This window comes from Micromonospora parathelypteridis (assembly GCF_014201145.1).
Taxonomy (GTDB): Bacteria; Actinomycetota; Actinomycetes; order Mycobacteriales; family Micromonosporaceae; genus Micromonospora; species Micromonospora parathelypteridis.
In genome coordinates, this window is sequence record NZ_JACHDP010000001.1 from 3702176 (window position 1) to 3727853 (window position 25678).

The 25678-nt window shown below is 71.4% G+C and carries 23 protein-coding genes; 11 read left to right on the top strand and 12 right to left on the bottom strand.

Annotated elements, in window-relative coordinates:
• Positions 1 to 27 precede the first annotated feature (27 nt).
• The 5 genes from HNR20_RS16700 to HNR20_RS16720 all read left to right on the top strand — a co-directional run bounded on the left by HNR20_RS16700 (position 28) and on the right by HNR20_RS16720 (position 6218).
• Positions 28 to 1326, top strand: a complete 1299-nt coding sequence (locus tag HNR20_RS16700) for an ABC transporter ATP-binding protein (protein ID WP_184180919.1) — start codon at positions 28 to 30, stop codon at positions 1324 to 1326.
• A 93-nt stretch (positions 1327 to 1419) separates the two neighbouring features.
• Positions 1420 to 2448 carry a hypothetical protein gene (locus tag HNR20_RS16705; RefSeq protein WP_184180921.1) on the top strand — a complete coding sequence of 343 codons (1029 nt, stop codon included), beginning with the start codon at positions 1420 to 1422 and terminating at the stop codon, positions 2446 to 2448.
• Between the two features lie 64 nt (positions 2449 to 2512).
• Positions 2513 to 2977, top strand: a complete 465-nt coding sequence (locus HNR20_RS16710) for a DUF4442 domain-containing protein (RefSeq protein WP_184180923.1) — start codon at positions 2513 to 2515, stop codon at positions 2975 to 2977.
• A gap of 59 nt (positions 2978 to 3036) precedes the next feature.
• A complete protein-coding gene (locus HNR20_RS16715; RefSeq protein WP_184180926.1) occupies positions 3037 to 3843 on the top strand; it encodes an HAD family hydrolase in 807 nt (268 codons plus the stop codon).
• On the top strand, positions 3840 to 6218 hold the full coding sequence (locus HNR20_RS16720; RefSeq protein WP_184180928.1) for a glycoside hydrolase family 65 protein: 2379 nt from the start codon (positions 3840 to 3842) through the stop codon (positions 6216 to 6218). Before HNR20_RS16715 ends, HNR20_RS16720 begins: the two co-directional genes overlap by 4 nt.
• A 49-nt stretch (positions 6219 to 6267) precedes the next feature.
• Here HNR20_RS16720 and HNR20_RS16725 read toward each other — a convergent pair whose 3' ends face one another.
• Positions 6268 to 6447, bottom strand: a complete 180-nt coding sequence (locus HNR20_RS16725; protein ID WP_184180930.1) for a hypothetical protein — start codon at positions 6445 to 6447, stop codon at positions 6268 to 6270.
• A gap of 170 nt (positions 6448 to 6617) precedes the next feature.
• On the opposite strand from HNR20_RS16725, the gene HNR20_RS16730 reads away from it, so the two are divergent.
• Complete coding sequence (locus HNR20_RS16730; protein WP_184180932.1) at positions 6618 to 7271, top strand: dienelactone hydrolase family protein; 654 nt, start codon at positions 6618 to 6620, stop codon at positions 7269 to 7271.
• Here the strand turns inward: HNR20_RS16730 and HNR20_RS16735 are convergent, their stop codons facing one another.
• Complete coding sequence (locus HNR20_RS16735) at positions 7272 to 8375, bottom strand: AI-2E family transporter (RefSeq protein WP_184180934.1); 1104 nt, start codon at positions 8373 to 8375, stop codon at positions 7272 to 7274.
• Between the two features lie 186 nt (positions 8376 to 8561).
• Between HNR20_RS16735 and HNR20_RS16740 the strand changes: the two genes are divergently transcribed.
• Positions 8562 to 9890 (top strand): FUSC family protein, encoded by a 1329-nt coding sequence (locus HNR20_RS16740; RefSeq protein ID WP_184180936.1) that lies wholly within the window; start codon positions 8562 to 8564, stop codon positions 9888 to 9890.
• Positions 9891 to 9900: 10 nt separating this feature from the next.
• On the opposite strand, the gene HNR20_RS16745 is transcribed toward HNR20_RS16740, so the two are convergent.
• The 8 genes from HNR20_RS16745 to eccB form a co-directional block, all read right to left on the bottom strand.
• Entirely contained in the window at positions 9901 to 10545 is a 645-nt protein-coding gene (locus tag HNR20_RS16745) for a C39 family peptidase (protein ID WP_184180938.1), read from the bottom strand.
• Between the two features lie 316 nt (positions 10546 to 10861).
• Entirely contained in the window at positions 10862 to 11269 is a 408-nt protein-coding gene (locus HNR20_RS16750; protein ID WP_184180940.1) for a pyridoxamine 5'-phosphate oxidase family protein, read from the bottom strand.
• A gap of 31 nt (positions 11270 to 11300) precedes the next feature.
• Entirely contained in the window at positions 11301 to 11642 is a 342-nt protein-coding gene (locus HNR20_RS16755) for a YkvA family protein (RefSeq protein ID WP_184180942.1), read from the bottom strand.
• A gap of 33 nt (positions 11643 to 11675) precedes the next feature.
• On the bottom strand, positions 11676 to 12473 hold the full coding sequence (locus tag HNR20_RS16760) for a hypothetical protein (RefSeq protein ID WP_184180944.1): 798 nt from the start codon (positions 12471 to 12473) through the stop codon (positions 11676 to 11678).
• A 152-nt stretch (positions 12474 to 12625) separates the two neighbouring features.
• Positions 12626 to 12985, bottom strand: coding sequence for a hypothetical protein (locus HNR20_RS16765; RefSeq protein ID WP_184180946.1), 360 nt, complete (start codon positions 12983 to 12985; stop codon positions 12626 to 12628).
• Positions 12986 to 13191: 206 nt separating this feature from the next.
• Positions 13192 to 14505: a WXG100 family type VII secretion target gene (locus HNR20_RS16770; RefSeq protein WP_184180948.1), complete on the bottom strand. Its 1314-nt coding sequence runs from the start codon at positions 14503 to 14505 to the stop codon at positions 13192 to 13194.
• Entirely contained in the window at positions 14498 to 14866 is a 369-nt protein-coding gene (locus tag HNR20_RS16775; protein ID WP_184180950.1) for a hypothetical protein, read from the bottom strand. Before HNR20_RS16775 ends, HNR20_RS16770 begins: the two co-directional genes overlap by 8 nt.
• 89 nt (positions 14867 to 14955) lie before the next feature.
• Positions 14956 to 16485, bottom strand: a complete 1530-nt coding sequence (gene eccB / locus HNR20_RS16780; RefSeq protein ID WP_184180952.1) for a type VII secretion protein EccB — start codon at positions 16483 to 16485, stop codon at positions 14956 to 14958.
• 269 nt (positions 16486 to 16754) lie between these two features.
• Here eccB and HNR20_RS16785 point away from each other — a divergent pair, with 269 nt between their 5' ends.
• Entirely contained in the window at positions 16755 to 17831 is a 1077-nt protein-coding gene (locus HNR20_RS16785) for a type VII secretion protein EccE (protein ID WP_229687011.1), read from the top strand.
• 87 nt (positions 17832 to 17918) lie between these two features.
• Here HNR20_RS16785 and eccD read toward each other — a convergent pair whose 3' ends face one another.
• A complete protein-coding gene (gene eccD / locus HNR20_RS16790; RefSeq protein WP_184180956.1) occupies positions 17919 to 19316 on the bottom strand; it encodes a type VII secretion integral membrane protein EccD in 1398 nt (465 codons plus the stop codon).
• A 166-nt stretch (positions 19317 to 19482) separates the two neighbouring features.
• Between eccD and eccCa the strand changes: the two genes are divergently transcribed.
• The 3 genes from eccCa (at position 19483) to HNR20_RS16805 (ending at position 24296) form a co-directional block, all read left to right on the top strand.
• Entirely contained in the window at positions 19483 to 23448 is a 3966-nt protein-coding gene (gene eccCa, locus HNR20_RS16795) for a type VII secretion protein EccCa (RefSeq protein ID WP_184180958.1), read from the top strand.
• A gap of 205 nt (positions 23449 to 23653) precedes the next feature.
• A complete protein-coding gene (locus HNR20_RS16800; protein ID WP_110564615.1) occupies positions 23654 to 23962 on the top strand; it encodes a WXG100 family type VII secretion target in 309 nt (102 codons plus the stop codon).
• 25 nt (positions 23963 to 23987) lie between these two features.
• On the top strand, positions 23988 to 24296 hold the full coding sequence (locus HNR20_RS16805; RefSeq protein WP_184180960.1) for a WXG100 family type VII secretion target: 309 nt from the start codon (positions 23988 to 23990) through the stop codon (positions 24294 to 24296).
• Between the two features lie 99 nt (positions 24297 to 24395).
• On the opposite strand, the gene mycP is transcribed toward HNR20_RS16805, so the two are convergent.
• Positions 24396 to 25637 carry a type VII secretion-associated serine protease mycosin gene (gene mycP, locus HNR20_RS16810; protein WP_229687009.1) on the bottom strand — a complete coding sequence of 414 codons (1242 nt, stop codon included), beginning with the start codon at positions 25635 to 25637 and terminating at the stop codon, positions 24396 to 24398.
• Positions 25638 to 25678 lie beyond the last annotated feature (41 nt).

The window sequence follows — 25678 nt, forward strand, 5'->3', positions numbered from 1 at the left end:
GTTCGGCAACGAGCGGGGGAGGCGTCGGTGAGCACCGTCACGCTCAAGGATGTGACCAAGGTCTTCAGGGATGGCACGCTGGCCGTCGACAGCATCAACCTGGATGTGAACGACGGCGAGTTCATGGTGCTGCTTGGGCCGTCCGGCTGCGGCAAGTCCACCGTTCTGCGGATGATCGCCGGGTTGGAGGATCCGACCACGGGCGCGGTCATGCTCGACGGGGAGTTGGCGAACGACCTGCCTCCGCGGGATCGCAAGATCGCTATGGTCTTCCAGGATTTCGCGCTTTATCCGCACATGACCGTCGGTGACAACATCGCCTTTCCGCTGCGGCTGGCCGGGGTGGAGCCGGAACCGCGAGGTGAGCGCGTCGGGGACGTGGCCAGCGCGCTGGGCATCGGTGACGTGTTGGCCCGCAAGCCGGGTCAGCTCTCCGGTGGGCAGCGCCAGCGGGTGGCGATGGGCCGGGCGATCGTCCGTCGACCCGGTCTGTTCCTCATGGACGAACCGCTGTCGAACCTGGACAGCGGCCTCCGCGCCGAGCTGCGCGCGGAGATCTCGGGCCTGACCCGGGAGCTGGGCGTCACCACGGTCTACGTCACCCACGACCAGGCCGAGGCGCTCACCATGGCTGACCGGGTGGCCATCATGCGTCGGGGCGTGCTCCAGGACGTGGGCACACCCACCCAGGTGTACGGCCGGCCGGCGACGCTCTACGTGGCCGCCTTCCTGGGCAGCCCGCGGATGAACCTGCTCGAGGCGTCGGTCTACGTCCACCTCGACCGGTACGTCACGCTCAACCTCGGCGAACAGTCGCTCTACCTGCCCTGGAACGACATTCGCAGTCGGGCCGTGGCGCACTACCACGGTGAGCGGATCGTGGTCGGCATGCGAGCGGAGGCGCTCACCCCGGTCGCCCCGGACAGCCCCGGCGACGTGCTGCGCGGGCGGATCCGCTACCTGGAGCACCACGGGCACGAGTCGCTGGCGTTCCTCGACATCGGCGCGACCGCGATCGTGGTCGACGAGATGGGCGCGCCGCTCGAAACGCCGCCGGTCGGTCAGCGTGGCCTGCGTCGGTTCGGCTCGGTGATGCAGCGACTCACCGGCAAGCCGGTGGAGCCGCAGGAAGTCCCGAGTGGCGGCACCCAGACCAGCGTGCTTCCCGATCCAGGTCGGCACCACCGCCGCCCGGCGGAGCTGGCGGTGCGGCTCGCTCCGTACCCGGCGGTCAGCGCCGGTCACTCGCTCGCCGTCTCGGTACGGATGGACGCACTGCACTTCTTCGACGAGCGGGGCGCCCGCATCGACGTGGGTTGGCGCTGACGACTCGCCGGAGCGGGGTGGCGGGCGTGCCACCTGGTGTCCTACCGTCTGCCCACCCAGTCCACAGTGAAAACCACCGAGAGGGGTGCACCCGTGTCGGGTGACCGTCCCAGCCCGCTCGTCATCGAGCGCATCCTGCGGGATCGCGTGGGCATCTGGCAGCAGATCGTGGCCGAGCGTGATCTCAGCGCCCTGACCGGGCGGATGCTGGCCAGCTCCGCCATCGCGCTGGCCTGCTACGGGGCGGTGCTGGGTGCCTTCCACAGCCCGCTGATGGCGCTGACCTCGGCGCTGAAACTGCCACTGCTGTTCCTGGTCACGCTGGCCATCTGCCTGCCCACGCTCTACCTGTTCAACCTGGTCTTCGGTGCCCGGCTGTCGGTGCGTCAGTCATTGGCGCTGGTGATGGTGGCGATCACGGTCACCTCGATGCTCGCGGTGGCGTTCGCGCCGATCAGCCTCTTCTTCCTGATCACCGCGCCCGACTACGGGTTCTTCAAGCTGCTCAACGTGGCGATCCTGGCCCTGTCGGCGTTGGTCGGGCTGCGCTTCCTGACCGGCGGGATGCAGGTGCTCAACGACCACGGTCTGCTCGCCCCGACGCCCGTACCGGCCCAGGCTCCGGCCCAGGTCAACGCTCAGGCCCAGGCCGTGCCGGCTGCCGTGCCCGCCGGCTCGGTGCCGGCTGCCGCGCCGGCCGCCAGTGAGAGTGCCGAGCCGGTGGCCGTGCCGGCCGCAGCAACCGTAGACGGTTCGGCTTCGAACGGCGCGGCCACCGTCGCGCAGCCTCCGGCTCACGTTCCGGCGCAGTGGAGTGGGCAGCCGGCCGGCGCCTCGTTCCCGCCCGGCTACTCGGTGCCGCCCGGCTACCCCGTGCCGCCCGGCTACCCGGCGGCGCAACGCCCGTGGGGCACGCCGCCGGTGCGACGGGGCGAGCCGACGCAGCGGCCGGCCAGCATGACCCTGCTCTACATCTGGATCCTGCTCTTCGGCTTCGTCGGCACCCAACTGGCGTGGACGCTGCGGCCGTTCTTCGGCGACCCAGGCCAGGATTTTGCCTTCTTCCGCAGCATCGACGGCAACTTCTACGCGGAGATCCTGCGGACGATCGCCAACCTCTGAGTGCCGGCCGCAAGCGAGAAAATCCCTGGTTGCTGGCCTGATTACTGACGAGTAACGTCAGGTCATGACCATCGACTCCCGCCAGGTGGCGGCCGGCATACTCGATGCGGTGCCCTTCGCCCGTACTCTCGGCTTCGAATTTGTCGAGGTGGCACCCGAGGCGAAGGGCGGAGTGCGGGCAGTCGTCCGGATGCCCGACTCGCCAGCCACCCACAACCACGTCGGCGGCCCGCACGCGGGGGCCATCTTCACCCTCGGCGAGACCGCCTCCGGCGCGGTCGTGCTGGCCGCCTTCGGGCAGCTGCTCGACCGGGCCGTGCCGCTCGCCGTCCGGGCCGAGATCGCCTACCGCAAACTCGCCATGGGCCCGGTGCTGGCCACCGCGCGACTCGCCCGGCCGGCCCTCGATGTGATCGAGGAGCTGGAGTCCGGCCGGCGGCCGGAGTTCGACGTCGAGGTGGAGATCGCCACCGAAGACGGCAAATCCACCTCGGTCATGACCGTGGTCTGGACGCTGCGACCGAACTGAACCGGGCGGGGGCGGCGGAAACGGGTTTGCGGACCCGGCAGGGTGGATAGATTCGTACCGTGCTGGGCCTACCTGGTCACGTGACCGCCTGTCTCTTCGATCTGGACGGTGTGCTGACGCAGACCGCCCGCGTGCACAACGCCGCCTGGAAGCAGACGTTCGACGAGTTTCTACGGCAGCGCGCCGCGGCCTCCGGCGAACCGTTCCAGCCCTTCGACCCCGGCCCGGACTACAACCGCTACGTCGATGGTCGCCCCCGCGCCGACGGCGTCCGGTCGTTCCTCGCCTCTCGGGGGATCGTGCTGCCCGAGGGAGCCCCGGACGACCCGCCGGACGCCGACACCGTCAACGGCGTGGGCAACCGCAAGAACGTCCTGCTGCTGCGGCACCTGCGCGACGACGGCGTCGAGGTCTACCCGGGGTCGGTGCGCTACCTGCAGGCGGCAGCCACCGTCGGGCTGCGCCGAGCTGTGGTGACCGCGAGCGCCAACGGGGGTGAGGTGGTCGTCGCCGCCGGGCTGGAGCCGTTGTTGGAGGCCAGGGTCGACGGGTTGGTCGCCCAGGCTCAGGGGCTGCGCGGAAAACCGCACCCGGACACCTTCATCGCCGGGGCCAGCCTGCTCGGCGTCGACCCGACGCAAGCCGCCGTCTTCGAGGACGCGCTCTCCGGAGTGGCCGCAGGCCGTGCCGGTGGCTTCGGTTACGTGGTCGGCGTCGACCGGGTCGGGCAGGCTGACGAGTTGCTCGCGCACGGTGCCGACATCGTGGTGAAGGACCTCTCCGAGCTGCTCGACACTGCCGACCTGTCGATGCCGATCGCCAACACTGCCGCACACCACTCGGCCACCGAACGGGGCCCCGCGTGATCCGGGAGCGGGCCTATCCGGTCGAGCCGTGGCACGTCCGCGAGACCCGGCTGGACATGGACGTGCTGGCGCAGTCCGAGTCGGTCTTCGCGCTCTCCAACGGACACGTCGGGCTGCGGGGCAACCTCGACGAGGGTGAACCGCACGGCCTGCCCGGCACCTACCTCAACTCCTTCTACGAGCTGCGTCCGCTGCCCTACGCGGAGGCGGGCTACGGCTTTCCCGAGTCCGGGCAGACCATCGTCAACGTCACCAACGGCAAACTGATCCGGCTGCTCGTCGACGACGAACCGCTCGACGTGCGCTATGGGGAGCTGCTGGCCCACGAGCGGATCCTCGACCTGCGAGCCGGCACCCTGCACCGGGAGCTGCACTGGCGCTCGCCCGCCGGCCGGGAGGTCAAGGTCCGCAGCACCCGCCTCGTCTCGTTCACCCAGCGGTCGGTCGCCGCCATCAGCTACGAGGTGGAGGCCGTCAACGGCCCGCTGCGGCTCATCGTGCAGTCCGAGTTGGTGGCCAACGAGTCACTGCCCGCGCAGAGCAAGGACCCCCGGGTCGCGGCGGTGCTCGAGTCACCCCTGCAGGCCGAGGAGGAGCTGACCACCCCGGACGGCGGGCAACTGATCCACCGCACCAAGGTCTCCGGGCTGCGGGTCGCCGCCGCGATGGAGCACGAGGTGCACGGCCCGGACCACACCACCATCGAGTCCGAGGGTTACCAGGACTGGGTACGGACCACGATCGCCTGCGTGCTCCAACCCGGCGAGAAGCTGCGGGTGATCAAGTACCTGACGTACAGCTGGTCGAGCCGGCGGTCGCTGCCCGCCCTGCGCGACCAGGTGGGTGCGGCGCTCGCCGGGGCCCGGTTGGACGGCTGGGACGGGCTCCACCGGGAGCAGCGCAACTACCTCGACGCGTTCTGGGACGCGGCCGACGTGCTGGTCGAGGGCGATCCGGAGGTGCAGCAGGCGGTCCGGTTCGGTCTCTTCCACGTGCTTCAGGCCGGTGCCCGGGCCGAGCAGCGGCCGATCTCGGCGAAAGGGCTGACCGGCCCCGGCTACGACGGGCACGCATTCTGGGACACCGAGATGTTCGTCCTGCCGGTGCTCACGTACACCCAGCCGAGCGCGGTGCGCAGCGCGTTGCAGTGGCGGCACAGCACGCTGGACTCGGCGAGGGAACGCGCCGAAACGCTCAACCTCCGCGGTGCCGCATTTCCCTGGCGGACCATCGAAGGGCCGGAATCCTCCGGATACTGGCCGGCCGGCACGGCTGCCTTCCACATCGCCGCCGACATCGCCGACGCCATCCGCCGCTACGTGATGGTCACCGGGGACGTCCAGTTCGAGCGGGAGGTCGGGCTGGAGCTGCTGGTGGAGACCGCCCGGCTGTGGCGCTCGATCGGCCACCACGACCGGCACGGTCAGTTCCACATCGACGGCGTCACCGGTCCGGACGAGTACACCGCCGTGAAGAACGACAACATCTACACCAACCTGATGGCGCAGCGGAACCTGCTCGCGGCCGCCGACGTGGTGATGCGCTACCGGGACGAGGCGTTCCACCTCGGGGTCAGCGACGAGGAGGCAGCCAGTTGGCGGGATGCCGCCACCTCGATGCACGTCCCGTACGACGAGGAGCTCGACGTCCACCAGCAGGTGGAGGGCTTCACCCGCCTCCAGGAGTGGGACTTCACGCACACACCGGCGGAGAAGTATCCGCTGCTGCTGCACTACCCGTACTTCGAGTTGTACCGCAAGCAGGTGGTCAAACAGGCCGATCTGGTCCTGGCCATGCACTGGCGAGGGGACGCGTTCACCCCCGAGGAGAAGGTGCGCAACTTTCTCTACTACGAGCGCCGCACCGTACGCGACTCGTCGCTGTCGGCCTGCACCCAGGCGGTGCTCGCCGCGGAGGTGGGCCACCCGGAGTTGGCGCACACCTACCTGCGTGAGGCCGCGCTGATGGACCTGCACGACCTCAACGAGAACACCCGCGACGGCGTGCACATGGCGTCGTTGGCCGGCGCGTGGCTCGCCCTGGTCAGTGGGTTCGGTGGTCTGCGGGACCACCACGGCGAGCTGTCCTTCGCGCCCCGCCTGTCCAGCCGACTCAACCGGCTGGAGTTCTCCCTGCAGTGGCGGGGGCTGTCGTTGCGGGTGGATGTCCGGCCGCACCAGACGACGTACTCGCTGCGGCATGGCAGCCCCGACGACGTGGTGGAACTGCGCCACCATGACCAGGTGCTGCGGGTCAGCTGCGACGAGCCGGTGACCGTGCCGGTGCCGCCGGCCGAGCCGTCCGGTCCTCCGCCCGAACAGCCACCGGGTAGGTCGCCGCTGCTGCGGCTGCCCGAACACGTCAACGAGCAGTGACGGTCGGGGTGGGAGTGTTCCCGCCCCGACCGTCAGCGCCTACGTCACGTCAGATGGGTTCGCCGGTCGACGGACGCCCAATCGCGTCCCGGGGCGCCATCGCCCGAGGATCGTCGGGCAGGCGGGCCTCGACGGCCCGATCCCCAAAGTCCTTGTTGCGCTCGACGTCCTGTTCGCGCCGGTTCCGCTCGTCCATCTGCTGCTGTCGGGACGTCTGCTGCTTACCCATGGCGATCCTCGCGATCCGTCGGGGCGCAGTTGCGCCGACACGGTCTGCGGTCGCTCGTCGCGTACCCGATGGTCCTTTCGGCAAACGCGGCCCGCAGCGGGGGCCGCTCGGGTGCGTGCGGCCCGGTGGGCGGGGTACCCGGGCGGCAGGCGAGCACGCGGAGGTGCGGCATGGACGAGCAGCGCAGCACGGTGACCATCCCGGTCGGGGACGCTCAACTCCCCGCCGACCTGATGCTGCCCGCTCAGCCGGGCGGTGTGGTGCTCTTCGCGCACGGTAGCGGCAGCTCCCGGCACAGCCCCCGCAACGTGGCGGTGGCCCGCACGCTGAACGGACGAGGGCTCGGCACGGTGCTGGTGGACCTGCTCAGCCCGGTCGAGGACGAGATCGACGCCCGCACCGCCGAACTGCGGTTCGACATTGGGCTGCTGGCCAGTCGCCTGGCCGGGATCGTCGACTGGTTGGCGGTGGAGCGTCCGGCCGGTGACGTTCCGATCGGTCTGTTCGGGGCCAGCACGGGGGCCGCCGCCGCTCTGGTCGCGACGGTGTCCCGCGCGGATCGGGTGAGTGCCGTGGTCAGCCGGGGCGGTCGGCCGGACCTCGCCGGAGACGCGCTGGCCCAGGTGCGTACCCCGACGTTGCTGCTGGTGGGCGGCTTGGACGAGGAAGTGATCACGCTCAACAAGCGGGCGCTGGCTGAGCTGGGGGACGTCGGCGAGCTGCGGGTGATCCCCGGCGCCACCCATCTCTTCGAGGAGCCCGGCACGCTGGAGCAGGTCGCCGACGAGGCCGGCGCCTGGTTCACCACCCACCTCAGCCGATGATCAATCTGCCGAGGTGAGGGCCGAGGCGGCGCGACGCTGTTGGACGGTGTCGATGACGCGCCAGAGGACGGCGGTGATGGGGACGCTGACGAAGGCGCCGGCTATCCCCGCGATCAGCGTGCCCGCGGTCACCGCCACCAGGATCACGGCCGGGTGCAGTCGGACCTGGCGCTTCATGATCAACGGCTCCAGCAGGTTGCCCTCGATCTGCTGCACGGCGACCACGGCGGCCAGGGTGAGCAGAGCGGTGGTGGGGCCGTTCGCGGCCAGTGCCACCAGCACCGCCACCGCGCCGGCCACCGTCGCCCCGATGATCGGCACGAATCCGCCGAGAAAGGTGATCAGCGCCAGCGGTAGGGCGAGGGGCACTCGCAGCACCACCAGAGCCAACCCGATGCCGAGCGCGTCGATAGCGGCGATCAACATGGTGCCCCGGCTGTACGCACCCAACGTCTGCCACCCGGCCCGGCCGGCCTCGGCCATCACGGGCTGATTCGGACCGGACACCCGCGACAGCACCCAGTGCCACATCGACCGGCCGTCCTTTAGCAGGAAGAAGAGCAGCACCAGGGCGAGCAGCGCGGAGCCGAACACCTCGGTGGCGGTCCGGGCACCCGCCACCGGGTCCGGAGAGCCGCCGCTCAGCCCCTGCCGGGCCTGGTCGACCAGCCGGTCCAACTGTGCGTCGGTGACCGGCAACGTGGACGTCACGAAGTCCCGGCTGCGCTCGACCCCCTGGGTCAACTCCTGGCTGAGCTGGTCGAACTGGCTGGCGGTCAGGTTCCACACCAACGCGCCGACGCCGACCAGGATGCCGAGCAGCAGCAGTACGGTGCAGAGCGCGGCGAGCGCCGCCGGAAGCCGCAGCCGACGCAGCAGCAGGAGTACCGGGTCGAGCAGCGCGGTGAGGAAGATGGTGGCGGCCAACGCGATCGCCAGCGGCGCCAGCAGGACGGCGATCCGGCCCAGCAGGTACAACCCGGCGACGATCACCACCAGACAGGCGCTCCACAACACCGCGGTCCGGATCAGCCAGGGAAGCGCCTCCCACGTCTGGCGCGGCCCGGGGCCGCCTGTCGTCGCTCCGGGTCCCTCTGCCGCCATGTCGGTCCTCCTCGATCTCGGCGAGTCGGTACCCGCCCGGGCGCTCGCCGACACCCCTGTCGCACCAACGCCGGATGGCGGGCCGGCGTCGCGGGTGGCCGCACGCTCGGCTGAGCGCGAGTGCCTGCGGTGTCGAGGGTGCCGAACCGGCAGGATTGCCCTGCCGTCGCCGGGGTAACCGCCGCCATGGCCGACGACCGCTCACCCGCCGAGCGCGAGCAGTCGCGGCTCGACGAGGCGGCCGAGCGGAGCGGCCGGGCGGTCCAACGGGTGCGGCACCGCAGCGGACAGGCCGGGCGGATCCGGGCCCGGCAGTGGGAGGTCACCCTGGTGATCTCCCTGCAGGCCGGGCTGGCTGCGGCGATCGCCGCCCTGCTGGCCAAGAACCTGCTCGGCCCCGGGTCGCATGTCTTCGCTCCCGCTGCCGCCGTCGGTACGATCGCCACCGCCATCGGGCAGCGGGCCCGACGCACCTTCGCACTGTTGAGCGGCGTGGCCCTGGGCATCGTCATCGGCGACACGCTGCGTTTCATCCTCGGCTCGGGCCCGTGGCAGACCGGCGTGGTGGTCGCGCTGGCCATTGCGGCCGCGTTGCTGGTTGCCGGAAAGGGCGGCCCGCTGGTCGGTCAGGCCGGCGGTACCGCCGTGCTGATCGCCACGCTGGCCCCGATGGACAGCGGCCTGGAGGTGCCCCGGATCTTCGATGCGCTCGTCGGTGGGGCCGTCGGCCTGCTGGTGGTCGCACTGCTGTTACCGATCAACCCGATTCGAGTGCTGGACCGGGCCGCGGCGCCGATCTACACGGTTCTCTGCGAGCAGCTCGGCGAGTTGGCACATGCGATCCGGACACGCGACGGCGACCGGACGATGCGCGTTCTGGAACGCTTCCGGGGCACCGAGGACGACCTGGGTCGGCTGCACGATGCGCTCAGCGGGGCGGAGGAGGTGGTGACTATCGCTCCGGCCCGTTGGCACCGCCGCGAGCAGTACCACCGGTACGCCCGCAGCGCGGATCACCTCGAACGGTTGATGCTGGACAGCCGTGCCATGGCCCGCTGGTCGACGACCGCGCTGCAGTACGACGAGCCGCTCCCACCGGAACTGGCGGACGCGATCGGCCGATTGGGTCAGGCGGTGGCGGAGATGCGCAGGGAGCGCAAGTACGGTGACGACCCCCAGCGCACCCGCCGGCTGATCGAGCAGTGCGCCGAGTTGGCCGGGCGAGCCTCCGCGAGCGGGGTCGGCTCGTTCGGCGAGTCGCTCGTCACGGGCCTACGTACCGCGGCCAGCGACCTGCTCCGGGCCTGTGGTTATGAACCCGACGACGCCAACAGGATCGTGCGCCGGGCAGCCGGCGCCGGCGAGGCCAAAATCCAGCCACCGGTACGCCGACAAATGAAGCGGCCCCGGCCGACGCGAGGCGCCCGAGCTCGGCGACGCGAGCACCAGGCTGCCGCTCGGAGGCGCAACGACGGCCGGGCCGGCCTTCCCGCGAGGGAGAGACCGGCCCGGTGAACCATCAGGGTCAGGAGGAGTAGCCGCGCTCGGCGATCCAGTTGGCGACCTTCGGCAGGCTCACCCAGTACTCGCCCAGCGCCGGATCGGCCGGGTCGGCGACCCGGATGGTGTCGCCACCGTCCCGGTAGCCGACGAGGGTCAGGTAGTGGCCGCCCTCGTACGAGTGCGGATTGCCGTCGGTGTCCACCGTCGTGCCCTTGATGTTCGCCACCACCGGTCGCCCGGCGTCGACTGCGGCCAGCACGTCGCGGCGCAGCTGCTCGACCTGATCGGGACGGGCAACCGAGTCACGAATTTCGGTGGTCCGGTACTTCCCGCCGGTCAGCTCGTTCAGCACCCGCGTGGTGTCCAGAGCCGAAGGGGTGCCTGCCTCGGTGGTGCCCAACAGCTGGGCCACCGCGTCCTGGGAGAGCGCCTTGCCCTGGGCGGACAATGCGATCCGGGTCGCGGCCGGGCCGCAGTAGTAGAAGTTCGGCTGGGCCTGGTAGTCGATGCCGAGGATCCGCTCGGCGGACCGGTCGGTCTGGCTCGACGAGGTCGGGGCAGCCTGCACCGGGGCGGCCTGCGCGGCTACCGCCGGACCGAGGGCGCAGCCGCCCGCGACCAGCAGGCCGACGACGGACAGACCGCTCTTCTGGACGATCGGGTTCATGATCGAGTCTCCGTTCAGGGGGTTGGCGCCTCCGACCGGCGGAGGACGGCAGCACCGGGAATGGCGCTCGCTCAGCACAGCTGCGACGACCTTCGGCCGATCTCGGCCGTGGGCGTACCGGGGACGCAACGGCTCTACTCCGGCGAGCATTCCGCCGCGGGTGTAGGCGTCGCGATCAGGTGTAACGGCTGCCGGCTTGCCGAGATTCCGCTGGACCCCTCGCCGGGGTCTGGCGTTTGGTCACACGGTCAGAGGTGGCCGGGGAGCCCGGACCGATGGCCCGATTCGGCATGAATCGGACACCCAAGCGCGGCGGTCAGAGGCTCCCGAGCAGCCCGGTCACGGTGATCTCGATGACGACCCGTTCCGGATTCGGACGTGGGGTCCGATAACGCTCGGCGTAGCGGCGCTCCGCCTCCGCCACGGCGGCCCGATCCGCCCGGACGACCGCGCGGCCCTCGATGGTCAGCCAGCGGCGGCCATCCACGTGGCACACGGCCACCGCCGCGCCCTCCGGGCCGGCTGCGGCCACCTGGCGGGCCTTGCGAGAGTCGCCGGAGGTGATGACGCGGGCCAGGCCGGCCGCCGGGTCGAGAGTTACCCCGACCGGTACGACGTGTGGGGTGCCGTTCGCACGCAGCGTTGTCAGCGTCGCGAGGTGCCGTTCCGCGCAGAATGCGACAACGCGCTCATCGTGCACATTCAACCGATGATCGCCCGCCATGCCCGTCCCCTGTTCACCGAACCGACCCTGATCATGGCACGCGGCGGTCGACGCGGTCCCGATCCGGCTTGGCGTCCGGCTGATCGGCCAGTTGGCCGCCGGCCGCCCGGCGCTTCTGCACCAGCCGGGTGAGGTAGATCAGCGCGGCGGCCAGGACGCCCATGTCATCCAGGTAGATCGGATCCGGAAGCACGTCCACCGGGAAGATCGTGTAGATCAGCGCCCCGTAGAAGGCAACCTTGCCGCCCGCGCCGAGCCCGGTCAGCAGTCGTCGCGTACGCACCACCCGCACCGCCAACACCACGGCACCGACCAGTGTGGCGATCGCCAGAATGCCGGCGATCACCACGAGCACCCACGCCTGTCGGGACATGCCGTCACGCTAACCCACCCGACGCCGCGCGGCTCAGAACGCGGCCACCGTCGCCCGCCCGCGGGCGATGACCTTGTTTTCCCGGGTCTGCTCGACCGCCGGCCGGGCAACCTCGCTGAGCGGCAGCACCGACGCCGACTCCGCGACCCGTCGCCCGGTGGCAGCGTGTGCCTCCTCGCGCAGACTGCGGGCCGCCGCCACAGCCAACTCGGCCGCCCGCCACGCAACCTGCTCCTGCTCGCGGGCGGCGGCGTGCCGGGCTGCCAGATTGTCCCGAATCGCGCGCTGCAGCACGAACTCCTGCTCGACCGGGTGCAGCCGCGGGTCCCAGCCGTCGCGGTGCGCGAAGACCTCGCTGAGCTGCTCCACCGACAGCTCCCGCCGCCAGTACGCATCCAGCGCGGCACGGTGCAGGTAGCGCTCGCGGTCCACGTACTCGGCGGGAGTTCGGGCGGTCTGCGGCAGCGGCATCGCCGCTGCCGCACCGAACCGCCGGACGGCCGCTTCCGCAGCCTCATACGTCTGCCAGGCTGCCTCGACCGCCTCCTGTGCGATCACCCACTCCGCGCGGCGGCGCTGAGCGGTGGTGGTCGCCCGCGCTGCGGCCACCGCGATCTCCTGCGCGTAGCGGCTCTGCTCCCGCTCCTCCTGCGCCTGTTCGAGTTGGCTCGGCATGGCCGCGCGGCGGATCCGGGCGCCCGGGTCGAAGCGGAGACGGCCGGGCCGCAGCAGGAGAACAGAGACAGCGACCCCGACCACCCCGAGCAGGCTCAGCCAGATGACGGCAGCTCGGGACAGGTCGGGCAGGGCGGCGGAGAGGATGGATTGCATGATCAGCACCTCGCGGTCGAAGGCGGGTATCGACGGGGGCAGGAGAGGCCCGACAGCGGCGGTCGGCCAAATGGCGGAGTGATCCGTCGGCGGCGACTCAACTGCCGCGACGGATGACCCGGGATCGGGCCCCGGGGATCGCCGGGCCTAGATCAGCGGGTGGGCGGGCCGCGTCGGGCAGGAACGCCACGGCCGGGATCGATGGCCGGCGCGTGCCCCGGGCCCTCGGCGATCGGACCGGTCGCCGCAGCGGCGTCGACCGTGCCAGCCGGCCGGGCGGCAACGGGCTGGCCGGCCCGCTCAGTGGCCGGCGCGGCATCGGGGCTGACAGTGGCCACCCGGCTGCTCACGGCGCTGGGTCGTAGCTGCGTCGGGGCAGGCGGTGCGGTCGCGGCGAGCGCGCCGCCGAGGCCGACCGCGAGCACCAGCGCCGTGACCGCCAGTCGGGTCAGATCACGCAGTGAGCGCAGCACAGCCCAGCGGGCTGGGCGGAGAAGCGCTGCGGACGACACCCGACCAACCTATCGCCCGCCCCGGCAGGTCGCAGCACGGCGACGGCACGGTCTGGCGTGACCGCCACCACCATGCACACTGTGGACGCATCGATCGACGACGCCCCGGAACGGGCGGTGCCCCGGCCGGATCGGAACCGGCCGGGGCACCACGCATCGTTCGTACGGCACGCCGGTGGTGAAGGCTCACCCGCGGCGGGACGTGGTCAGCCGCCGTTGCCGAGGACCGGCGGCGCGGCGTTCCCGCCGTCCTGCCACACCATCTCGTCCTCGGTCAACCAGGTCAGCCGCTCATCGGAGTCGTCATCCTGAGATCGACCCTGGCCGCCGAGCACCCCACCGTTGCCCCCCGCCCCACGGCCGGAGCCCGGGCGGATGTTGCCACCGGTCGTGGCTGGCCGGCCGCCGCTCCCACCACGCTGGCCGTCAATGCTGCGCCCGACCCCGCTGGCGGCGCGACCGTCAGCCGGGGGCGCACCACCGGCCGGACGAGCCGAGGGCGGTGGCGTGCTGCTGCCGCCCGAACCGGCGAGCGCCCCGGTGCGCAGCACCCCGCCGGCCGGTGCCCCGCCTTGCGCTCCGAAGAGCAGGCCGGGGCCGGTGCCGGCGCCAGCGGGCGCCGCGGGCGGCCCGGACAGCCCGGCCAACCCGGCGGCACCACCAGTGAGCAGCGCGCCGCCGACCAGCGGATCCGCACCGGCGAGGTAGGTGCCGGGGGCATCGGAGCCGCTGCCGGTGCCGACCGGGCCGATGGCGACGGCCGGCGTGCCACCGGTGCCCGAGCCATGCTCGCCAGGCACCGAGGTGTCACCGACCCCCGGCGGCGGGGCAGCGCGCTCGGATTTCGCGACGGTCGCGTCGCCGGTGTGCGCGTTGACACCGGTGCTGGTGGGCCCGTTGCTCACCTTGGCGATGGCCGAGACACTCTGCGGCGTCGTCGGATCGTTGTTGACGCTGTTCGGGGTCTCCGGGTCGGGCGGGGGCGGGTCGACCACCCGGTCGTAGGCGGAGATCTCGTAACTGCTGGCCAACTCGGCCACCAGGTTCACCATCCGCTGGTGGGCCTTCTCCTGCTCTTCCTTGTCCTGCTGGTGACCCATGATGCCCATGACCACCGCGCCGGGCAGACCGAAGGTGGTCGCACCCTTGATCGTGCCGGAGATCGCCTTGTCGTTGTCGTCGGTCTCCTCTGGGCTCTCGACCTGCTTGTGGGCGCTGCGCAGATGGTCGGCCATCATGGTCAGCCCCTGCTTGATGCCGGCCATCCCTTCGCCCAGGGCGTCGGAGTGGGCGACGATCAGGCTGAGTCGCCGATGGAACTCCCGACCTGCCGAACCCGTCCAGGTGTTGCCCAGCTTCTCGAGGTCGCCGCCCAGATCCCGGCCGACACCGTCCAGGATTCCCTTGAGCTCGGCCCACTGGGTGGCAACGCCCTCGATCTGCTCGGGCTTGCCGGCCATCACGCCGTCGTACAGCTCTTGATGGCTGCTGCCCTGGTAACGCTGGGTGTACTCAGACACGCCCGTCCTCCTTCGGCTGCAACGCCCGGTCGACCCCGTTCAGCGCGGCGGTGACGTCAGTGGCGTTGGCGGCGTTACGCGCCTCGGCGGTGCGGTAGTTGGTCAGGATCGTGTTGGTGGCCTGCTGCGCGGCCAGCACCGCCTGCCGGATCCTCTCGGCCTGCTCGACATAGGACTGATGCACCTCGCTGTAGCGACGTGCCTTGTCGGTGGCGTCGAAGAACGAACCCAGCGCCGGAGGACGGCACTGCATCTCGGTGTTGAGCTTGCGCAGCACCGACTCGACCTGGCTCAACCGTGTCGCCAGGTGCTGCTGGAAGTCCTCTAGGGACAGCAGGTCGACTTCCGTACGCCCCGTCATGGCAAACATCCCCGTCGTTCTGATTGACAGCCGTCAGCAGTATTCAGATTAGTCCACCGTAGCTGGTCTGGGCGACCCGTCATCGCTGCTCAGCTGTCGGCTCCTGTCGATACCGCGGGCATCCCACCGCCCGCCCCGCCGCTCGGTGGTGCGGCCGAGGGTGGCGCGGCCGAGGGTGGCGCGGCCGGCGGCGGTGCGGCCGGGGCCGGCGCGTCGGGTGAGAAGACGGCCAACGCATCCTCGTAGTCCAGGGTCGGACCGGTCGGGATCAGCGAGAGCAGTGAGCCAGGCACCGCCAGCGGGGTGACCCCGCCGTAGCCGAGCACGTCCAGCGTCGCCGCCGAACCGAGTGGATACCGGATGCCCTGCGGGCTGATCAGGAAGATCGTCGACCCGGCGGCACCGGTCCCGCTGGTCCCGGCACCGGGCGAGGCCTGCGCGATGACGCCCTTGCCACCGGGCAACAGCACCGCCTCGGCGGTGCGTACGGCATCCCGCCTGGTCTGGGCCGCCGGCACCGGGCCCGGATCGCTCGCGGTCAGCTCGGCCGGCGCCCGGTCGAAGACCTCCAGGGTGGTGATCGGCGGACCACCTCCGCTGCCCGCCCGGTACGTCGCGCAGAGCGTGGTCTGACCCGACCTGGCCTGGAAGATGGTCGGCATCGTCGTCGGCAGCCCCTCCTCGTCCACCCGCTGCTCGACATAGAACTCGCCGGCCTGATCCGGGGTGATGTCGGTGATCGCGCCGCCGCCGCGGACCATCAGCAGAGCGGTGATCTCACTGATCGGGACGAGACCCTCCCGGGTCAACACGTAGTGCCGCCCGGCAGCGCTGAACACCTGGCCGATGGTGGACGGTCGGCCCGCCACGCTCCGCGTGCTGCTCTCGCCCTCGCCGGGCAGCGACGGCTTGCGCAGCGGCGGCCCGGCCGGAATGGCGTTGAGCAGTTGCTGCCCGACCCGCAGCTGCGTGGCGCCCGCCAACTTCAGCGCGGTGATCGTCTGGTCCCCGTCGAGCACCTGGAGTCGGGCGTTGTTGGTGAGGAGGTACCGCTGCTCATCCACCACGACCAGTGCCGCGCGGTCACCCAGCGGCACACCGCCGGGCAGCGCCCGGTCGATGACCAGACGAGTGCTCGAATGCGCGGGGTCGACCGGGTCGGGCACGTCGCAGACCGACCAGGGCAGCCCGGTCAGCGACTTGCGGTCCGGCAGGGCGTCCGGTGCCCCGACGATGCCGAGGGTGACCCCGCGCGGCTGGTCTCGCAGTGCCGCCTGGGACATCGTCCGCACCTCGGCGCTCGGCTCATTCAGGATCAGGCGGGCCGAGGCGTAGTTGAGCGTCGGATGCAACTGGCCTCGCAGGAACACGTACGTCGCGCCGGTTTCCCGTTCGATGACCAGGCTCTGGTCCTTCAGTGGCGCGGCGCGGGATGTCAGCTGGCCGTAGGCGCCCACCCCGCCGAGCACGACGGCGGCGGTGATGACACTGCCGAAGACGGCCATGCCGAGCCGTCGCATCGGCAGGTTGGTGGTCTCCGGGTCGCCCGACAACAAAGCGGAGACGATCCGGCGTGTGACGAAGCGGTACGCCTGCACCTGATCGCGGCGGGTCCGCATGACTTACCTCCGGCGGGGTGGATCCGCGACGATCAGGTCGGGGTGCCGTCGCGGGCATCCCTACGATAAGGGGCCGACGATGGTTCGTCGGGACCACCGTTCGTGGCCGGCACCGGACCGACCCGGCGCAGAGCCGTACCGTGCAGGAGGGACAGTCAGCGATGACGCAAATTCAGGCGCGACCCGCCCGAGCGGCCACGGACCCGTCCGACGTTGCGGCGAGGCCGTCGCCGTCGGCCGACCGACCCGGCCGTGGGCGGATTGGCCCGGTGTTGGTCGGTCAGCTCGTCGTGCTGGAGTTGTGCGCGGTCGGCGTCTGGGCCGCGTCGGCCGGGCCCAGCTGGCTGCTCCCCGCGGCGGGCGGCGTCGCGCTGCTGATCGTCCTGGCGACCTTCGCCCGCCGAGGTGGTCGTTGGTGGTTCGAGGACCTGCTGCTGCGCCGGCGGATGCGGCGACGCGGCGAGCGCGCCTCGACCGTGCTGGGCGGCAGGGCTGTCGACCCGCGGTTGACCGCGCTCGCCCCCGAGTTGAGCATCATCGAGTTGACCGACCGGGGCACCCGGCTGGGCATTGGGCAGGACGACCAGGGGTGGTTCGCCGCTGTCGCGCTGCAGTCGGCCAGTGGTGCGACGGCCGGTTCGGTGAGTGCCTCGACGGTCGACCGCGTGCTGCAGGTGCTCGCGGATTTCAGCGCCCCGGTCTCCCGGACCCAGGTCGTCGCACACACCATGGTCTGGTACCCGGCACCCGGCGCCCCGCCTGCGGCGCACCGGACCGTCTGGGTGGCGCTGCGGCTCAGCGTCCGCGACGCCCGGGTGGAGGCGGTGAGCCGGGGCGGCGGGCTCCCCGGTGTGCACCGGACCGTGGCTGCCGGGATCGGTCGACTGGGCAAGGCGCTGACCTCCGCGGGCCTGGCCTATCGGCCGCTGGGCCGGGAGGAGTTGCGCGCCGCCATCGTCTCGGCGGCCGGTCTGGACCTGGGGATGGAGGCGCCGGCGGAGACCTGGCTAGGACTGCGCGGCGGTGGCTGGACCCACCGGTGCATGGTCCTGCGCGGACGTTCCGACGTGCGGCTCGGCCCACTGGTGGACGCGATCACCGCGACTTCGGCACCGTCGCACACGGTGGCCGCCACGGTATCGGTGGACGGTCGGGTGGCGGCGCCGCTGCTGCGGGTCGCGGCGACGGACAACCACGTCGAGGCGCTGGTCAAGGTGGTTCGAGACGTCGCCCAACGCACGGGCACGTCCACCCGCCCGATGGATGGCCAGCACGGTCCGGGCGTCTACGCCACCGCGCCGGTCGCGTCGGCGCTGGGCATCTCGACCGGCCCGAAGGCGCGCTGACCAACGGGGCGGTCGCGGACGCGGCCACGCTGACCGGCGGCGCGGTTGCGGGCGCAACCGCGCCGACCGGTGGGCGGTCAGGGGCGCTCAGGGCCGGAGGTTGACGATCCAGCCGTACAGGCCGCAGACCCAGAAGGCGAGCGGGACCAGCGAGATGATGAGCAGGATCTCGGCGATGTCGAGCAACCGGCCCCAGACCGGAGAGATGCGCTTGTCGGCGACGGACAGGCCGTAGATCAGGCTGATGACCGCGGCCAGCACCAGCCCGCCGAGGATCAGACCGAGCCGGACCTGCAGCGACCCCCCGGCGAAGGTGCTCGCGGCGGCCAGGCCCAGCCCGACGGTGCCCGTCAGCAGCACGGGGGTGCGCTGGGCGCGGCCCAGCAGCGGTCGTGCCCGGAGCAGCGACAGCAGGGCCAGCACCAGGCACAGCAGCACCGCCGCCAGGCGCCCGTCCAGGGCCAGCACGAGCTGCGCGCCGAGCACCAGCAGCGAGACGGTCCACAGCAGGCCGGTCATGAACTGGTCGGCGCGTTCGCTGCGCTGGAGCACCTGCCGGCCGTCGACCGACTCGCTGTCGGTCTTCAGGTCCTCCGGACCGGTCGGGATCGACGGCACCGGCAGTCTCGCCAACCGGTAGGCCGCCATCGGCAGCGCCGGCACCATGCCGAACGCGACCGCCGCCACCACCGCGGCGGAGGCCGGCGCGTCGAGGCCGAAGAGCAGGCAGAGCAGCGCGCCGAACCCGGTCGCGGCCCCCACCCCGATCGCGGCGAAGAAGAGGGGGTACCGGTCGCCGACCGCCAGCACGGCCACCGCCCCGGCGACCACGGCGGCGGTCGCCGCGAGCAGGACGTGCGGGCTGGCCAGTTCGGTCAGCGGCCGGTCGCCAGCGAGGAGCAACAGGCCGCCGGTGGCGGCATACCCCAGGCCGACCAGGGCCAGCACCGCGCCGGTACGGCTGTCGCCGGCCGCCCGGGACAGCACCGCCGCGCCCACCAGCAGCGTCACCGCGACCAGCAGCGCCGCCAGCGCGCCGGGCAGGTGCGGCGGCCCGGCGAAGAGCGCGGCCAGCGCGCCGGCGCCGAGCGCCGCCGCCGCGAAGACCACCGCGAAGGACCGGGTCGCGCCGACCTGCCAGGCACCGGGGCGTTGGTTCGTCGCGGTGGCGACGGCATCCACCACGTCGTCGAAGACGATTTCCGGCGCTGCCGCCGACCGGGGGTTGAAGTAGAGCACCTCCCCGTCACGGACGCTGAGCTGCGCGGCGGTGCGCCCGCCGTCCAGGGGCGCGCCGCCCAACCGGGACAGAGCCCAGCCGCCGTGCCGCGCGCCCTCGTCGGCCATGTCCTCGCCGGCGTAGCGCAGCAGGGTGGGGAGCAGGTCGGCCATCGGGATGTCCGATGGCAGCGCCAGGTCCATTCGGGTACGTGGAGCCACGATGGTGATTCGGCTCAATCCGCCGGTCGCCGTCTTCGTCGCCACAGTGGCCTCCAGGTGTGCGTCTGTGATCGGCTGGCCGCGATGCCACGCTCCGGGTCCACCGCGCCCACGGCAGATTACCTACGATGACGGGCACGTACGATGCCCACCCGCGGGCTACGGTCCGCGGAGGCACGTCATCAAGGCCGCTTCTGGGGAGGAGACAGCCGTGAGCACGGTGGTGTTCCGCCGGCTTCCGCGTCAGCCGGGACCGGCTCTACCGCGTGGTGAGGTGCTGCTGGAGTCGCCTCCTGAGCTGCCCGAGCCAACGCCCCGCGGGATGGGGCAGCTGCTCATGATCCTGCCGATGTTCTGCGGGGTCGGTGCGATGGCATTCCTCTACGCCGGCAAGGGCGGCGGGATGATGACGTACGTCGCGGGTGGTCTCTTCGGCGTCTCGATGCTCGGGATGGCGATCGGGTCACTGGCCAACAGCGGTGGCAAGGACAAGGCCGAGCTGAACGCCGAACGGCGCGACTACATGCGCTACCTGGCTCAGATGCGTAAGCGCACCCGGCGCGCCGCCGAGCAGCAGCGGGCGTCGATGGCGTGGCGGCACCCGGAGCCCGACGCGCTCTGGTCGATCGCGGCATCCCGGCGACTCTGGGAGCGACGGATCACCGAGGACGACTTCGGCGAGACGCGGATCGCGCTGGGCCCGCAGCGACTGGCGGTGGAGATCGTCCCGCCGGAGACGAAGCCGGTGGAGGACCTGGAGCCGATGAGCGCGATCGCGCTCCGCCGGTTCGTCCGCGCGCACTCCACTGTGCCCGAGTTGCCGACCGCGTTGTCGCTGCGCGCGTTCAGCCGGGTGGTGCTGCGCGGCGACCGCGCGCCCGTGCTCGATTTGACCCGGGCGGCGCTCGGGCAGCTGGCGACCTTCCACGCCCCGGACGACCTCATGGTCGTGGTGGTCGCCGCACCCGACCGGCAGGGGTCCTGGGGCTGGGTGAAGTGGCTTCCACACGCCCACCACAGTGCCCGGACGGACGCCGCCGGTGCCCGCCGTCTGGTCTTCGCCAGTCTGGCCGAGGCCGAGGCGTCGCTCGCCAGTGAGCTGGGTGGACGACCTCGGTTCGCGCCCGAGGCCAAGCCGCTGACCACCGCCCCGCACCTGGTCGTGGTGATCGACGGTGGCGAGATCTCGCCGACCTGCCAGCTGGTGGGTCCGGGGTTGCTCGGCACCACGGTGATCGACCTCTCCGGGACGGTGCCGCGCGACGCCGGGCGCTGGCTGCTCTGCCTCGATGTGGCTGACGGAAGCTCGCTCGACCTGGTCCGGGGCAGCACGTCGTCGCCGCTGGGGCGCCCCGACCAGCTCAGCGCCGAGGCGGCCGAGGGGCTGGCCCGGCAGATCGCCCCCTACCGGCTCTCCCAGCAGCAGACCAGCAGCGACGAGCCGCTGGCCCGCAGCATGGAACTGCCGGACCTGCTCGGCGTGGGTGACGCCGCGACGGTGGACGTACAGACCACCTGGCGCCCGCGCGGTCACCGGGACCGGTTGCGCATCCCGCTCGGTGTCGGCCCGGACGGCAACGTGGTCGAGCTCGACTTCAAGGAGTCGGCGCACGAGGGCATGGGCCCGCATGGTCTGGTGATCGGTGCTACCGGGTCCGGCAAGAGCGAGCTGCTCCGTACGGTGGTGGCCGCGTTGGCGGTGACCCACTCGTCGGAGGAGCTGAACTTCGTCCTGGTGGACTTCAAGGGCGGTGCGACGTTCGCCTCGCTGGAGGCGCTGCCGCACACCAGCGCGGTGATCACCAACCTGGCCGACGAGTTGCCGTTGGTCGACCGGATGCGCGACGCGCTCGCTGGGGAGATGGTGCGCCGGCAGGAGCTGCTGCGGGCGGCCGGCAACTACGTCTCCCGCTTCGAGTACGAGAAGGCCCGGGCGGCCGGCGAGCCGCTCGCCCCGATGCCCAGCCTGTTGATCATCTGTGACGAGTTCAGCGAGTTGCTCGCCGCCAAGCCCGACTTCATCGACCTGTTCGTGATGATCGGCCGGTTGGGTCGTTCGCTCGGCGTGCACCTGCTGCTGGCCAGCCAGCGGCTCGAAGAGGGCAAGCTGCGTGGCCTGGACACCCACCTGTCGTACCGGATCGGTCTGCGTACCTTCTCCGCGGTGGAGAGCCGGATCGTGCTCGGTGTGCCGGACGCGTACGAGCTGCCGAACGCGCCGGGCCACGGCTACCTGAAGACCGACACCAGCACGATGCTGCGGTTCCGGGCGGCGTACGTGTCGGGGGCGTACCGGGCACCGGGCCAGCAGGCCGCCACGTCGCAGGCGCTGGTGCAGCGTCGGATCGTGCCGTACGGCCTCGACTTCATCGCGGCGCAGGTCCCGCAGGTGCCGGTGGTCACCGCTCCGGAGCCCGAGCAGCCGGCCGACGGCAAGGCCGTGGCGATGCTCGACGTGCTGATCGACCAGCTCAAGGGGCGGGGCCGCCCGGCCCACCAGGTGTGGCTCCCGCCGCTGTCCGACCCGCCCGGCCTGGGCGAGCTGCTCGGCCCGCTGGCGGTCGACCCGACCTACGGGCTGTGCACCGCGTCCTGGCCTGGGCGTGGGCGGCTGACCGTGCCGGTCGGAGTGGTGGACCGCCCGTACGAGCAGCGCCGTGACCCGATGATGGTCGAGCTGGCCGGGGCCGGTGGCAACGTGGTCATCGTCGGCCGGTCGATGAGTGGCAAGAGCACGATGCTGCGTACGCTGCTCGCCTCGCTGTCGCTCACCCACACACCACGTGAGGTGCAGTTCTTCTGCCTGGACTTCGGCGGTGGCGCGCTGCGCAGCCTGGAGCGTCTGCCGCACATGGCCGGGGTGGCCGGTCGGCGGGACGTCGAGGCGGTTCGCCGGACGGTGGCTGAGGTGGTCGCCGTCCTGGACGACCGGGAGGCGCGCTTCGCCCAGCACGGCATCGACTCGGTGGCCAGCTACCGTCGTCGCCGAGCCGCGGGCGAGTTCGCTGACGACCCGTTCGGTGACGTGTTCCTGGTGGTGGATGGTTGGAACACGCTGCGCCAGGAGTACGAGGAGCTGGAGCAGACCATCACCAACCTGGCAAACCGGGGTCTCGGCTTCGGCGTGCACGTGGTGATCACCGCCGTGCGGTGGGCGGAGATCCGGATCAACATGCGTGATCTGCTCGGCACCAAGTTGGAGCTGCGCCTCGGTGACGCGTCCGAGTCCGAGATCGACCGCCGGGCGGCGACGAACGTGCCGGAGAAGTCGCCCGGTCGCGGCCTGACCCGGGACAAGCTGCACTTCCTCACCGCCATCTCGCGGCTCGATGGTCGTCGGGACATCGAGGACCTCAGCGAGGCGTCGGTGTCCCTGGCCGGGCATGTGGCGGCGAACTGGCCGGGCCGTCCAGCGCCGAAGGTGCGGCTGCTGCCGCGCCGGATGTCGGTGACCGAGCTGGCCCGGCTCATCGACCGGTCGGCACCCGGTCTGCCGGTCGGGGTCAACGAGTCGGCGCTCGCGCCGGTCTACCTGGACCTGGTCAACGAGCCGCACCTGACGGTCTTCGGCGACGCCGAGTGTGGCAAGACGAACCTGCTGCGGCTGATCGCCAGGGGCATCACCGAGCGGTACACGCCAGCTCAGGCCCGGCTGGTGATCGCGGACTACCGACGTGGCCTGCTGGGGGCGGTGGAGGGGGATCACCTGCTCGACTACGCCCCGTCGAATCAGGCGTTCGCCCAGGGGCTCGGTTCGATTCGCAGCGCGTTGAACAACCGGTTGCCCGGCCCGGACGTGACCACCGCCCAGCTGCGCGATCGCAGCTGGTGGAAGGGCCCGGACCTGTACATCCTGGTGGACGACTACGACCTGGTGGCATCCGGTGGGAGCAACCCGCTCAGCGCTCTGCACGAGTTGTTGCCGCAGGCCCGCGACATCGGCCTGCACCTGATCATCACGCGTCGGGTCGGTGGGGTCTCCCGGGCGCTCTACGAGCCGGTGCTGCAGCGGTTGCGCGAGTTGGACTCGCCGGGTCTGCTGATGTCCGGAAACCGGGAGGAGGGCGCGGTCTTCGGTACGTTGCGACCGAGCCCGCAACCGCCCGGCCGGGGCACCCTGGTCCGCCGACGCGATGGCCAGCAACTGATCCAGACCGCGTGGTCCGAGCCGTCCTGAGTGGGCTCGGTCGTTCGGTGGTGGTGGCGGACCATCTCGGTCCGATTCACCACTATCCATCGAACGCCACCGGTCAGGGCTGCGAAGGCTCGACAGGTTCCGCTACGGTCTTCTCAGGAGTGTCCGTCGGTGGGGTGTTGGTGCCTTGCCGCGGGGGAGGGGTGCGGCAAAGCCGCCACCACAACATGACGGAAGGGTGTGAAGCATGGCGTTCGAGGTCGAAGCTGCGACTCTACATACCGCCGCGAGTGACGTGCGGTCCACGCGCAGCGAGGTCGACGGCGAGCTCAAGAAGCTGTGGAACGTGGTCGACGACCTGGCCATGGCGTGGAAGGGTCAGGCGTCCACGGGCTTCCAGTCGTTGATGACGCGCTGGAACGAGGACACGGTCAAACTGCTGACGGCGATGGACAACATCGCTGACCTGCTCGACCAGTCGGGTACGACGCACCAGGTCAACGACGAAGAGCAGCAGCAGATGCTGGACAAGTTCCACTCTGCTCTCAACCCGTGATCCGCAGCCAGCAGAGGAGGAAATCGTGACGATCAAAGTTGACTACGCTGTCCTCGAGAGCAGCAACCAGCAGATGCAGGCCATCTCGAAGACCCTCGAGGAGAAGCTCGACACGCTGCGGTCGATGCTGTCCAAGCTCCAGTGGGACGGCGAGGACCGGGTTGCCTACGAGCAGCACCAGGCAAAGTGGGACACGGCGGTCCGGGACATCAACCGGATCCTGAACGAGATCGGCGGCGCCGTCGGCATCGCCCGCGAAAACTACCTCAGCACCGAGATGAGCAACTCCAAGGTGTGGGATGGCGGCGGCGGTCGTCCCGGCCGTATCGGCTGACCAGCACCGCCGAGCAGGCTGAGGTGTTTGCCGTTGCGGCTCCGGTCCGGTTCACCCGGGCCGGAGCCGCATCGCGTTTGGGCGTCACCGCGGCAAAGGTCAGCCGGCAGCCGGTGAGTCGGTGCGTCGGCCAGGGCGCCAGCCACGCTGGCGGCCCCGGGCCACGATCGGTCGTGCGATCAGCAGCAGCACGGTGAGCAGCCCGCCGACGGCCGCCGCCCAGATCGCGGCAGGGCGTTGCCAGCCCAGTGGGTCGTCGCGCACGACGGGTGCGGGGATCGCGCCGGCAGGCGGGTTCTCCCGGGTGCCCAGCAGGCTCGACACCGCCCGGTACGGGTTGACCACGCCGTAACCGATGTCGGCGTTGTGGCCCTTCGGAGGGTTGTCGGCCGTGCGTTCCATCCGTTCGGCGACCTCCCGCGGGCCGAGATCCGGATAGGCGGCCCGGACGAGCGCGGCCACCCCCGAGACGTACGCGGCCGCAAAGCTGGTGCCACCGGTCGGCTCAGCGCGGTAGCCGGGCCCCTGGGGTGCCGGCCCGATGATGTTCAGCCCCGGTGCGGCGATGTCGACGTAGTCGCCGCTGATCGAGCTGCCCACGTGGCCGCCCTGCTCGTCCACCCCACCGACGGCGATCACCCCGGGGTACGCGGCCGGGTACCCCGGCCTGTTCTGCTGATCCTCCGTCCGGTTGCCAGCGGCAGCGACCAGCACCACCCCCTTGGCCAGCGCACGGTCGACGGCCGCTGTCAGTTCGGGGAGGGGAATTGTGGTCAGCGACAGGTTGATCACGTCGGCCCCCTGCTCGACCGCCCAGTCGATCGCCGCCGCGATCTCCACGGGAAGCCGCAGGTCCGTGGTGTCCTTGAGGCTCGGCAGAACCCGGATCGGCAGGATGCGGGCAGCCGGGGCGACGCCGCTGAACGGGACGCCCGTGCCCTCCCGGCCGGCGATGATGCCGGCGATCATCGTGCCGTGCCCGACCAGGTCGCACTGGCCGTGGTTGGCCGGCAGGTCGTTGAAGTCGCGCCCCTGCAGCACCTGGCCGGCGAGGAGCGGGTGAGTGGCGGAGACCCCGGAGTCGATCACCGCGACCGTCACTCCGGCGCCCCGGGACAGCGGCCACGCCGAGGACGGCTCCAGCCGGCGCAACCCCCACGGCATCGCGGTCAGGCCCTCCTCGCCGGTTGGGCCGCAGCTGGGCGGTGCAGCCCTCGCCGGGGCGGGTGCCACCAGGGCTGCGCCGAGCAGAGCCGCCAGGGCTCCACTGAGGACGCCGCGGGTGGCACGGCCGGTATTGCGGAACATGTTGGTCGCGCTCAACGGCGGGCATTCGCGCACCCGCAGAGATTACCGCTGTGACCCGTCGGACAGCGGCCCGG

What these genes read in the sequence shown, in the direction of transcription:
- HNR20_RS16710 (WP_184180923.1), top strand. Translation starts at nt 2,513, where the DNA reads ATGACCATCGACTCCCGCCAGGTGGCGGCCGGCATACTCGATGCGGTG.
- HNR20_RS16725 (WP_184180930.1), bottom strand. Translation starts at nt 6,447, where the DNA reads ATGGGTAAGCAGCAGACGTCCCGACAGCAGCAGATGGACGAGCGGAAC.
- HNR20_RS16730 (WP_184180932.1), top strand. Translation starts at nt 6,618, where the DNA reads ATGGACGAGCAGCGCAGCACGGTGACCATCCCGGTCGGGGACGCTCAA.
- HNR20_RS16735 (WP_184180934.1), bottom strand. Translation starts at nt 8,375, where the DNA reads ATGGCGGCAGAGGGACCCGGAGCGACGACAGGCGGCCCCGGGCCGCGC.
- HNR20_RS16740 (WP_184180936.1), top strand. Translation starts at nt 8,562, where the DNA reads ATGGCCGACGACCGCTCACCCGCCGAGCGCGAGCAGTCGCGGCTCGAC.
- HNR20_RS16745 (WP_184180938.1), bottom strand. Translation starts at nt 10,545, where the DNA reads ATGAACCCGATCGTCCAGAAGAGCGGTCTGTCCGTCGTCGGCCTGCTG.
- HNR20_RS16750 (WP_184180940.1), bottom strand. Translation starts at nt 11,269, where the DNA reads ATGGCGGGCGATCATCGGTTGAATGTGCACGATGAGCGCGTTGTCGCA.
- HNR20_RS16755 (WP_184180942.1), bottom strand. Translation starts at nt 11,642, where the DNA reads ATGTCCCGACAGGCGTGGGTGCTCGTGGTGATCGCCGGCATTCTGGCG.
- HNR20_RS16760 (WP_184180944.1), bottom strand. Translation starts at nt 12,473, where the DNA reads ATGCAATCCATCCTCTCCGCCGCCCTGCCCGACCTGTCCCGAGCTGCC.
- HNR20_RS16775 (WP_184180950.1), bottom strand. Translation starts at nt 14,866, where the DNA reads ATGACGGGGCGTACGGAAGTCGACCTGCTGTCCCTAGAGGACTTCCAG.
- eccB (WP_184180952.1), bottom strand. Translation starts at nt 16,485, where the DNA reads ATGCGGACCCGCCGCGATCAGGTGCAGGCGTACCGCTTCGTCACACGC.
- HNR20_RS16800 (WP_110564615.1), top strand. Translation starts at nt 23,654, where the DNA reads ATGGCGTTCGAGGTCGAAGCTGCGACTCTACATACCGCCGCGAGTGAC.